3 protein-coding genes are annotated in these 12,392 nt (G+C 56.8%); all 3 read left to right on the forward strand.

The genetic code is table 11. From position 1 onward, the window contains the following. Nucleotides 1–122: 122 nt before the first annotated feature. Genes E4P00_RS09195 through E4P00_RS09205 form a run of 3 tightly spaced genes read left to right on the forward strand, consistent with a single transcriptional unit; the run spans nucleotide 123 to nucleotide 12,363 of the window. Nucleotides 123–2,912 carry a Tc toxin subunit A gene (locus E4P00_RS09195; RefSeq protein ID WP_248131242.1) on the forward strand — a complete coding sequence of 930 codons (2,790 nt, stop codon included), beginning with the start codon at nucleotides 123–125 and terminating at the stop codon, nucleotides 2,910–2,912. A gap of 44 nt (nucleotides 2,913–2,956) precedes the next feature. After that, nucleotides 2,957–7,783 (forward strand): neuraminidase-like domain-containing protein, encoded by a 4,827-nt coding sequence (locus E4P00_RS09200; protein ID WP_248131244.1) that lies wholly within the window; start codon nucleotides 2,957–2,959, stop codon nucleotides 7,781–7,783. Next, on the forward strand, nucleotides 7,780–12,363 hold the full coding sequence (locus tag E4P00_RS09205) for a SpvB/TcaC N-terminal domain-containing protein (protein WP_248131246.1): 4,584 nt from the start codon (nucleotides 7,780–7,782) through the stop codon (nucleotides 12,361–12,363). The genes E4P00_RS09200 and E4P00_RS09205 overlap by 4 nt, the downstream gene beginning before the upstream one ends. The last annotated feature ends 29 nt before the right edge of the window (nucleotides 12,364–12,392 follow it).

A 12,392-nucleotide genomic window follows, 5' to 3' on the forward strand; every position in this document is an offset into this window, starting at 1 on the left:
ACACCTCAACCGGCGTGCGCCGACGACGCCTGTAAATACCTATACCTGGCCCCGTTAACCTGCGTGATAGCGTTTTTCATTGCCCGCCGGCACCCTCGGCGGGCGTGAAGGAACGTATGAATATGCAAACCGACAGCAGCCCCTTGCTCGCCAAGCTGATTGATCACTCACGTCCTCCCGCCCCCGGTCGGGACGATTTCAAGACCGCCCTGCAGCGCCTCAACCTCACCTCGGTATTGGACATCGTACGATTGTCCGAAAGAGCCTTTGCCGAGCAACTGGCAACGTACAACGATGACGATGCACACACGGTGTACCTCAAGGCCCAGAGCGTCGCCGCGCAACTGGAAACGCTATTTCGCGAACAGCAAGTCTCGTCCCCCCCTTCTTCACCGCGCAATAAACGCAGTCTCCCCCCCGAGACCAGCGCAACCTACCAGGCCTTGTTCAAGGAAAAGTGGGACCAGTTCTGCTCCAGTTCGTCGATTGCAGCGGTTGACTCACCGACTGCCTACCTGCGGGCGCTCTATTTGTTCGCCCAGCAGCTGGAAGAAAACACCAAGGACGCAAACGCGCTCAAGCTGTCGCAGCGACGCCCGGAACTCAAAGACCAGGTGATCAACCAACATAGCGTTTCGGGCCAGGTTCCCATGTTGTCGATCGTCAACCAGATCTTGCTCAAAAATATCGCGCCGGCCAAAGAAGAAGATACCTATAAGGTGCTGAGTGAAACCTGGTATCCGTTTTCTCTGCCCTATCATTTGCACCATCAGCAATGCCAACAGGGCCTGTCGGGCGACAAGCCGGCGTTGGGTGAGTTGAACTATCGCATCAGTCGCCAATTGCCTCTGGCGGGAGAAACCAGCACTTACGGGCAGGTCGGCGAACAGAACAACGAAGTCCAGTGTCAGTTATCGGGGTTGAGCCCTCAACAACAGACAATGCTGAAAGCTAAATGGGTTACCGAAACAGAGGTGGAAAAAGAGGAAAAGGTGAAAAAGTTCCATCTCCAGTTTTACAACTGGACGATAGATCAGACAGGACCAGAGAAACTCACTGACTTTCTGAACCATACACAACTGGATGCCGACCAACTTCAGGCGCTGCTTGCACAACAGACTCAGTCACCACGCCAATCGCCTAACTGCAAGCAAAACCCCGGCCTCACCTACGGTGCGTGCTATATCAACGGCACGACCACACCCGCTATCAGCCTGGACAACGCCAAGCTGACCCACGTTAGCCTTGAGCGCTTCGACAGGCTGCAACGCATGATTCGTCTACAGCGCTGGCTCGGCCTGCCTTTCGCGCAATTGGACACCCTGATAGTCAGCGCCATGCGCTGTGAAGGCCATCGCAACAGCACGCTGCTGATCACCCATAACACCCTCCGGTCGCTGGGGGTCTTTTGCTATTTGAGCAAACGCTACACGTTGCAAGCCGAAGAATTTGCCGCCCTGCTTCATCAGTTACCCGTCCATGCCTCAGGTGACCGCGTGTCATTGTTCGACCAGGTGTTCAATCGCACGGGTTCCGCCCTGCCTCCCCTGTATCTGGACAGCGCTACGTTCGACGGTACCACCCGGCAACAGCTCTGCGCGGGGTTGGGCCTGCAAGACACCCAGGATTCGCTTCAACTACTGATCAACCCCAACAAACCTGCAACCCGCACGATCGAGACGGTCAGCGAGATCTATCGGCAAGCGAGAGTCGCTCGCCTGTTCGGGTTATCGGTCGTGGAATGCCGACAGTTGGTGCAAATGCTCGGGAATGCGAACTTTCTCATGCAGCTGCGCAACCCAACGCTACGCAACAAACCGAAGGGCACGACTGACTTCCTCGACATACTCATGCACCTGGAGTGGGCCAGCCGTTGGTTTAAAGAAAACGGCAGCAGCCTGGCGCTGCTCAGACGCCAGCTATTGCTGGATCGCCAGGTCCAGGACCCGATCATCAATCAGCTATTGAAGGAGTTCGCCAGCTATGACCAAGCGTCTCTTTCCGAAGCGTTGCACCGGCTTGATCTTCCTCAGCAACCCGATGACGAAACAGTTCGTTTACCCGCCGTTGACTGGGAATCCTTGGCCTATGCGGCGCTGCAACGGATGCGTCCCAATAACAGCATCGAGATGGCGCTCGATCAAGTGCTCTCCTCCGTTGAAATCAGCACTATGCCTGTACGTACGACACATTTGATCAACCAAGCGAAACCTACACTCAACACACTGCTGAGCAAGGTGCGTGATGAGTTGTGGGCTTTATATCTACGCCTTAAAGAAATCACCCAAGCCGTCCTCCATGAACCAAGCAATACCAACGGCTATCAAAAATACGACAATGACCACCATTTCCTGCGTTTATATGCCCCCGCTGCTTCGCCGCTGCAAACGCTCAGTTATCTGATACTGCGGTTACCTCACGCCGCCGATATTCTGCAACTGCCCCTCAGCCCACAAGCACTTCACCAGTTCCTGATCAATCCGCACTGGCTCGCGAGCAAGTACAAGATGTCTTCATTACTTGAACTCACCCCGTACAACCTCTACCTCATGCAGCAGTTCAAACATTGCCTACACCACTGCGGCCTGACGGAAGAGCAACTGCTCGACTACTTCGAACACGCCAATACCTTGCCCAACGGCGCTACGCAAAACACCAGTGAAGAAACGAACGAGCGTCTCGCTCAACTTTTAGGTTGGAATGCCAGTGAAATCGACGTCTTCTGCGACAAATTGAGACCTCCACGCATTACCTCAATGATGCGCCTGGACTGGGTGCTGCGCTGCCGCCAAGCCAGCATCGACACAGGCCTGCCTGCCAACATGCTGATCAAAGCCAGCGAACTGAAAGCCGACTCTACATTTGCTGACTGGAAGAGCGTCGGTGAGGCGATCACAAGTGCGTATTCATAACCCACTCACACCCTACTCACATTCGACCTGCTCAAGGATTGATCATGTCTCACTCGCTTAATCAACAGCTCAATGAAAGCCTGCGCGACGCCATGCTCGCGTACTACCTGACCTACAAGGTACCTACCGACTTAAAGGAAAAGATCACCCATGCCGACGATCTTTACGAATACTGGCTGCTCGACGTACAAGTCAGCCAAGCCGTACCGACCAGCCCGGTAGCCTGTACCATCTCCAGCCTGCAGCAGTACATCACGCGCATCCAACTCGGCCTGGAACCGGGCTATGAAAAGCAGGGCATGACTGCGCAACAGGACACGTTATGGCGCGAACAGTTGCACACCTACGCTCTCTGGAACGCCAACCAGCAGTTGCACTATCACCCCGCCAACTACTTGGACCCGACATTACGGCGTGACAAGACCGACAGTTTTGAACAGTTGGAAAACGACCTGAGCCAGTATCGAATTCAAGCGGATACCGTCACCACGGCGGTTCACAATTACCTGGCCAGGTTCGAGGAAACCGCCAACATACGCACGATCAACGGTTATATCGACGCCGACTTGAGCAAGCTGCATAGCGGCACCTATTACTTCGTCGGTAAATCGAGTTCCGAAAACACCTATTACTGGCGCTCCCTCGACCTGTCCAAGCGCGCAGGCTCGGTACTTTTTCAGGACGCCTGGTCAGACTGGGAGAGAATCAACTTGTCGGTCTCCGACGCCACCGCCGAGCAAAGTATCCGGCCGGTGTACTTCAATAACCGGTTATTTTTCATCTGGGCCGAATGCATCAAACCCGCCCCCACCAGTTCCGTCCCACCGGCGCAAACGGATTCAGGGGAAAAAAAACAGCTGACCGAATGGATCAACAGCCGCTACGTCAAGTTTCGCCTCAATTTTTCTTATAAAAAGCACGATGGTAGTTGGAGTGCACCCAAAGCCTGCATCGAGGAGCACTGCGCCACCGAAGACGTCAACGCATTGACCTCTGCCTTTCTGAAAACCATTACGCAGACGGTAGCTATCGTCGACAGTAACGGCCCCCCGGTACTGTTTTTAAGTGTGCTGGCCACCAGCCGTAAAGACCCCAAACAGCAGGAGAACTTTATTGGCAAATTTTTCCAGGCTGTCCACGTCGACCAGTCCTTCAACATCACCACCATCGCCGATGGCGGCAGCCCCGAGCGCTACAGCGTGCTGCCCGGCTCACAGGTGGACGAAGAGATAAACCGACTCCTGGAACACTTCGATCCGTCGCAGAAGACAAAAGTGCAGACTGTCGTTCAAGGCAAAGATCAAAGCGTGAGTGGGTACTACAGTGAGTTGCTGCCTGACACCGCCCGGCAATACCTCACGTTCTTTGCTCATAAAAACCAAGGTAACTTGCAGTTCAAGGTGCCCCCCCCAAACAAGCACTCGATTTCCCCCAGGGAGGAAACGATTACCGAAAACAACATTCATTGGAACTTTGGAAAAAATCGAGAAAAAATAAAAAACCCAGAAACAAGTGACGTCTCTTTTGATTCAAATACCAATGAACTCGTATTTACTTCCACCCTCAATGAAAATTTCCGGCAATCGTACAGCGTCACATTAACAAAAGAAGCCCCTAAGGATATTAGCATCATACTGATAGTAGACGACGCACTGGATGATCCGAAAGCCACTCAGCTCAAACTGACCAGTGAGTCTAAAATTACCGGCCCAACAGACGAGTTAAAAACTGATTTTTACGCTCTTTATTTTAAAAACACGGCCACGCATGACGAGTTCCCCAACGCTGTACATATCAAAAACGGGTTACTCATTAACGCTAAATCCAAAGACGGGAACACCGTCTCACTCGAAGATCATTATATCGACAAGAATGCGTTCATCAGTTTATACACCGGTACAAAAAACTCCATCCAGGTCGCCCTTGACCGCTACAGCAAATACCCAGACGCAAACAAAAAGACGTCGCTGCACGCACAAAATACGTTGACCATCAAAAGGCCCAACGTGCGCACATCTAATTTACGTGCCTATAAGCACATCATTATGAGAGCCAATTTCAAAGACTACCCATTCACCGAAAAAATCAATGCCAACTCACATCAAATCATCAACTATCAGGACACTACCCACGAAAGCCTCACCGGATCAAATCCCGAATTACCCAGCGGGCATCGGGTCACGGCGCGGATTCCAGTGACCACGGAGGAAATAACGTCGGGCATCACCCTGATACACGGGGTGGTGACGCTTGAGCCTGCCAAAGAAGACGACTCGACAATTCTCGGCTATACCCTGAAAGCGACCACCTTGAAGCTGGCCCCTTCCACCTCTGACACAACGCTCAATCAACAACTGGCGCCGACGATCAAAAGACAGACGTCGGAAAAACTCGGCACCGCCGAATTTATTGATTTCCCAACGAGCACCTCAACCCCGCCTGCCGACACGCCCCCCCGCCTGCGCATGAATACCTGTTTTGCCGGCAATCTGGTCAAGGCGGCCAATGTCAGCCTTGAGCATTTGTTTTCGTTAACGCCGAAAACGTGGCAAGAACCTCCACTCACGCCAGGTGGAGCAGCAGAGGACATTGACTTTAACGGGGCTCACGGCAAGTACTTCTGGGAGCTGTTCCTGTACGTGCCCTGGTTGGTTGCCCACCGCCTGAATCAGGAGCAGCAGTATGTCGAAGCCCAAGCCTGGCTCAAACACATCTTCGACCCAGGGCGATTGGCCGATACGGCCAGCGAGCGCCCTGCATTTTGGGGATTCAACGAGCTCGTTCGTACGGGTCCGCTCCCCGGTTCAGTCACTCACGACCCACATAAACTGGCGATTCGCTCACCGGTGCATTTTCGCAAAGCAATCTACCTGCTTTATCTCGACATACTGCTCAATCGTGGCGATGCAGCCTATCGGCAACTCACCCCCGACAGCCTGACCCAGGCCAAACTCTGGTACACGCGAGCCAATCACTTTCTCGGGCCACGCCCCCGCGTCACCACCACTGAACCGTGGGATGAAATCACCCTCGAAAGTTTGACGACGAGCCGCTCTAAAGCCCTGGTAGAACTGGAGCAAGAAAACCCACCAATCAATGTCAACCCTGCGACCGAAAGCACCGCACTGGCTTCGCTCACGGACACCGATAATCTGTGCCTACCCTTCAATACCGATCTGGTGGCGCGCTGGGACAAGCTCGAAAGTCGCCTGCATAACCTGCGCTACAATCTCGATATCACTGGCAAACCCTTGCGCCTGTCGCTGTACGCAACCCCGCTCTCACCTCTGAAGCTGTTGGCCAGCCGCAGCAGCGGTGCCTTCGGCGAAGGAGGCGCGGCGCCGTTCATTGACGCGCAAGTCGGCCATTATCGCTTCCAGATCATGCTGGGCCACGCGCTCACGGCAACCGAGGCGGTGATTCAATTCGGCAACACGGTGCTGAGCCTGATTGAGCGCAAGGAACAGGCTGAATACCTGGAGTTGCAGCAACAACAAGCCTGGGACTTGGCCAATATCGTCGTCACCCAACAACACCAGGCATTGTTGCTCGACGAGAAAAACCGCCAGGCACTCGGCGCCAGTCGTAGCATGATCGAATCCCGGATGCGCCACTACGAACGCCTGCTCACCGAAGGCATCAGCCCCGCAGAAGCACACGCAGGCCAACTCTACCTGATCAGTAGCGGATTCGAGGCCGCAGGTTCCGCCGCCGCCGCAGCGGCCGGCATCGCGATGATCGCGCCGAACATCTTCGGTACGAGTACCGGCGGGTCGCGCTGGGAGGGCCCGTTTTATGCAGCCCAAGCCTTGGCTCAAGGCGTCGCGACAGTGTTGCGGGGCACTGCCGCAGACCTGGACCGTTCCGAGCAATTCAACCGTCGGGAGCAAGAGTGGGCGCATGCCCAGGATCAGGCCCGACTCGAATTGGCACAGGTCGATGCCCAGTTACAAGCCTATGCCGAGCAGGAAAAAGCCACGCGCCTGCAATTACGCCTGGCCGAGACCTCCCTGGCCCAGGCCTGGTCGAACTATCAATTGCTGGCCAAGCGCTTTACCAGGGCACAACTGTATGACTGGCTCAATGTACAACTGAGCAAGTTCTACTACCAAGTCTATGACCTTAGCCTTTCCCTGTGCCGCACCGCGCAAGCGTGCTGGCAGTACGAAGTCGCAGACTATGCGAGCACGTTTATCCAGCCCGGTGCCTGGAACAACAACTACCGCGGCTACCTGGCGGGTGAGGCCCTGAAGCTGTCGCTGTTGAAGATGAATGCGGCCTATGTGGACCAGAACGTGCGGGACCTGGAGATCGTCAAGACCATCTCCCTGCGTCATCGCATGATCGATTGCAAAGTCTCCACACCCACAACAGACACAACCGGCACTCAATCATCGAGTACACAAAACACATGGGCCGAGCATAAACGACAACTGGTCGATAACGGCACGCTGTGCTTCAAGTTGCCCGAGGCTCTGTTTGAAGAGGATTACCCCCACCACATCCTGCGGCGAATAAAAAGCATCAGCGTGTCGTTGCCCGCGACGCTAGGCCCCTATGAGGACATCAAGGCGATACTGACCCAAACCCATAACGAAATCGTATTGCCCGCAGGCGAGCGGCGCCGCGACATGCGTGCCCATCAGCAAATCGCACTGTCCACCGGCCTGGATGACAACGGCCTGTTCACCCTCAACTTCGAGAGCCACGATCGCTACTTGCCCTTCGAATACACCGGGGCCATCTCCAACTGGACCCTGGAATTCCCCAATCACAGCCGGCAAGAAGCCGTACTCCAATCAATCAACGATATCGTCATTCACCTGCGTTACACCGCCAGGGTGCCAGTTGCCAGCGGGGGTAAGGTATGAACGACGATACGCCCAACCTCCAAGTCAATACCCCGGCCCTGCCCAAAGGCGGCGGTGCCATTCAAGGCACCGGCAAAGGCTGGGGCGATGTCGGCGCCAGCGGTATGGCCACCTTTGAGATTCCCTTGCCGATCTCTCCCGCGCGCGGTTACGCGCCGGCCATGTCGCTGGCCTATCACAGCGGCGCTGGCAACGGCCCCTTCGGATTGGGTTGGGGGATACCCCTGCCGGCTGTCAGCCGGCGTACCTCCCATGGTGTGCCGGCCTACACGGAGCACGACGTACTGGTGGGCCCCGACGCGCAAATATGGCTACCCGAACGCGACGCCGAAGGTGCGATCGTCAGCCGCGCCGCGACCTCCTTCAATGGTTTGCCACTGACCATCGCCTACACGGCCACCCGGTACTTTCCGCGGGTTGAGAGCCATTTCGACCGTATCGAGCACTGGCACTCGGCAACCGATGCTGCAGGCTTCTGGTTGATACAAAGTGCCGATGGCAGTCAGCACTTTTACGGGAAGACCCCATTGGCCCGAATTGCCGATCCGGACCACCCGCACCATGTGGCGCAATGGTTGTTGCAGGAAAGCCTGAATACCCACGGCGAACACATTTATTATCACTACAAAAAAGAAACTGACTCCTCACGCTACCCGAGGGACTGTCGAGCCCAGCGTTACCTGGAGCGCGTCTGCTACGGCAACTTCACCGCCGAGGAGCAGGAACAACTCTACCTTTGGAAGACCGACGATGAGCCGGGCATGGGCTGGCACTTTCAGTTGCTCTTTGACTATGGCGAACGTGACCTTGAGCTGGATAAGCGGCCGACGTATCAGAAAATCCGGGAGTGGCCGACACGACCCGATCCTTGCTCGGATTTTTCGTTCGGCTTCGAGCTACGCACCCTGCGCTGTTGCAACCAGATTCTGATGTTTCACCACTTCCCCAAGGAAGCGCAAATGGGCACCGACCCGGTGCTGGTCAAACGTCTGCTGCTGGAATACCGCGCGCCCACCCATGTCAGCCTGTTGATTGGGGTCCATGAGCAGGCCTTCGACAGCTCGGGCAATAGTGTGAGCCGCCCGCCGCTGGAGTGTTTTTACCAATCGAGCCAGCTCAAGGTAGACAAGAGCGGCTATAAGCCCTTCAGTTCGCTGCCCGGGCTGCATGACAGCGATCGCTATCAACTGGTCGATCTGTATGGCGAAGGCATACCGGGTGTGTTGTATCGCACTGACAAGAGTTGGTACTACCGTGAACCGCTCAGGCCGCAGCACACGAAAACCAGCGACGAGGTGATTTACGGCGCGGCCCAGGAGTTGGCGCGGGTGCCGGTCGCCGACAGCAGCCGGCCCATCCACCAGGCGCTGGCCGATGTGGACGGCGATGGCCGTTTGGACTGGCTGGTTGCCCACCCAGGAATGAATGGCTTTTTCAGCCTGGATGAACAGCGTAACTGGTCAGCCTATACGTCGTTCGATGCATTCCCCTCGGAGTTCTTCCACCCCCAGGGCATCCTCGCCGACTTGATGGGGACGGGACGCCCTGACGTTGCCATGATCGGCCCCCGTAGCGTACGCCTGTATGCCAATCGCCGAAGAAAAGGCTTCGAACCCGCCATTGAGGTGCCTCATAAGCTCGATGACGTCTTGCCGATCGTTTCCGCCTCGCCTAACGAGCTGGTGGCGTTCAGCGATGTACTCGCCACGGGCCAACAGCATCTGGTGCGTATCCGGCATGACGAAGTGAAATGTTGGCCGAACCTGGGTCGAGGCCGCTTTGCCCGAGGGTTTGTGTTGGCTACGTTGCCACTGCGTTATGAAACGTTCAAGCCGGCCAATGTACTGCTCGTCGACCTCAATGGAGGTGGCGCTACGGACTTGCTGTATTTGAGCGCCGCCCACCTGTGGATTTTCCTCAATAAAGGCGGCAACGGTTTCGAGGCGCAGGCGATCAAGGTCCCGTGGCCAGAGGGTGTGCAGTATGACGACCACTGCCAGGTCAACATCGTCGACGTGAGCGGCCGGGGCTGCCCTAGCCTGATCCTGACCGCCGCCCACCAGACCCCCATCCATTGGCGCTACGACTTTTTCAGCCACAAGCCCTGGCTGCTCATACGCACCGACAACAACATGGGCGCCCAGGCGGCGATCAAATATCGCAGCAGCGCCCAGGAGTGGCTGGACGAAAAACGCGAGCTGCATGCCAAGGGCCAGCCCGCTATCAGCCAGTTACCCTTTGCGCTGCTGCTGGCCAGCCAACAAACCCAACGAGACGAAATTACCGGCAACCAGCTGACCCAGCGCGTGAGCTATCGTCAGGCTTATTACGACCGTGTGGACCGCAAGTTTCGTGGCTTTGGGCTGTTGCTGCAAACCGACACCGACAGCCGCAAAGACGCCCCTCACGCGCCGGGTTCAAGCGCTCCCGTGCTCAGCAAAACCTGGTTTCATACCGGGCGATCCCTTGACATGCCCTGCCTCGGCCAGAGCACTCACGACCCGAACGCCAAGGCTCCCGGCCGCACGCTGGTCAGCCGCTACAGGGGGACAGCTGGGGCACAACCGCTGGATCATCATGACGACTTGATCAGCGACCCCGCACCGGCGCTGGCACGCGACGTGGCCCGTGCACTCAGTGGCGCGGTGCTGCGGGTCGAAGTGATGGCAGCAGACCCGGCGCAAGACGCCGTGCCCTACTCGGTCAAACACCAGCGGTATCTGGTCCGTGAACTGGCCCCCGCCAGTGCTCATACGCCCTACCCCCGGTTGCTGCCATTAGCGCTGGAGTCGATCAGCTATCAATACGAAGGCGTGGAAAACGATCCCGTCTGCCAGCACCAGATCAATCTGCGCTGGGATGCCTATGGTTACCTGGTGCATAGCGTGACCCTGCATTATGCCCGCCGTACCACCACCGACAGCCCGCCGCCCGCCGTGCTGGTGGATGAGCACCAGCAGCGCTGGTGGCACGATACCCATGACAACGCGCAACAATTCTATTACCTGAGCGAAACGCTGGCGCAGCCCATTCATCTGGACGACGCACAGCAGTGGTACCTGGCCTTGCCCTACCGCCAACGAGACAACGCCCTGGTGCTCGGCAAGGCGCCGGCGCCTGGCGGGCTGGACCCTGCGCGTATCGCCTATGAGGTGTTCATCGATACCAGCGTCGGGCCGCTGGCCGCAGGGGCCAGCCGCACCCTGAGCGGCTTGTCGCTGCAGTACTACCGGCAGGCCGGTAGCTCCGGTAAAACCCTGGAGCCTGGCGTCGCCACCGTCCAGGCATTGACTGACTATCTGGAAATCGCCGAGCTGGATGACCAGGCCATAAGTGCCTACAACGACATTCCGGCCATGCCCAACCAACCCAAGGTGGACCTGGTGCAAAAGCTCACCGACAGCGGCTATCACACCATGGAGTTGTTTTTTCTATTCGACGGCGAGGTGCCGCCCAAGGAAAACCGACTGTGGTCGATTCGCCGGCACTTTCCCCGCTATGGCAAGGCCACCCAGTTTTATCGGATAAGGGCGCTGCGGGCCACCGAGGCCCATGGCGAAACAAAGCTCACCTATGACCCCTACACGTTGCAAACCGTGCGCGTAAAAATGCCCGACGATTGTGTAACCAAGGCCGAATACGACTATCGATTGCTGCTGCCGATAAAAATCGTCGACCCCAATGGCACTATTCAAGAAGCGCTTTATGACGGTTTTGGGCAGTTACTCGCCAACACCTTTTACGGCCACGAACAAAGCCTCAGAGTGGGCTTCGCCGCTCTGGAAAGCTACCGCCCGCGCAAAAATGTAACGCCCGCATTGGCCATCGAACAGGCGCAAAGCGTGCTGCAAGACATGGCCAGCGCGCACTGCTACGCGCCTTTCAGTTGGATGGGCAGCATCGACTTGGCTCTGGTCAAGCCCGAGTGGATTACCAAGGGGTATCTGCTCCCCGGCGGGCATATCCGCATGAGCGCGCGATCGCGGCTGGGTGGTGCTCGCCAGCCCCTCAGTGACAGTGCAAAACAACTCAAGGCGTTGATCGATGAGGCCAGCCGTACGCCGGTACATGGGCTCATATTGCAAGCTGACCGCTACCCCGGCGATGCCGAACAACAGGTTCGCATGACCCTGACCTGCTGGGATGGCTTCGGCCGCTCATTGCAGACCAAGCAGAAGACCGAACCAGGCCCGGCCCATGCCGTCGACGACAAGGGCAACCTGTTGGTCGACGAACTGCCGGATGCAAACGCCACTTTGAAGAAACAGCTGCGCCAAGTGCAAGCCGACCCCCGCTGGCGCATCAGCGAGCGTGTCGAATACAACAACAAGGGCCTGGTCATTCGCGTCTACCGCCCCTACTTCGCCGACAAGCACACCTACGTCAATGATCAATCCATGCGCGAGCTGGGCCACAGCGACCGACAGTTCTACGACCCCCTCGGGCGCCCGACAAAGACATTGACCGCAGGAGGATTTATGCGGCGTAACACCTATTGGGCCTGGTACACCGTCAATGAGGACGAAAACGACACTTATGCAGAGCTGAACTCCGACAACATACTGACTGATACCCCCTAAAGACCTGGGTATCTACAGAACTTTTGCTC

The organism is Pseudomonas sp. B329 (assembly GCF_023127835.1).
In the GTDB taxonomy this organism is placed as follows: Bacteria; Pseudomonadota; Gammaproteobacteria; order Pseudomonadales; family Pseudomonadaceae; genus Aquipseudomonas; species Aquipseudomonas synxantha_A.

What these genes read in the sequence shown, in the direction of transcription:
- E4P00_RS09195 (WP_248131242.1), top strand. Translation starts at nt 123, where the DNA reads ATGCAAACCGACAGCAGCCCCTTGCTCGCCAAGCTGATTGATCACTCA.
- E4P00_RS09200 (WP_248131244.1), top strand. Translation starts at nt 2,957, where the DNA reads ATGTCTCACTCGCTTAATCAACAGCTCAATGAAAGCCTGCGCGACGCC.
- E4P00_RS09205 (WP_248131246.1), top strand. Translation starts at nt 7,780, where the DNA reads ATGAACGACGATACGCCCAACCTCCAAGTCAATACCCCGGCCCTGCCC.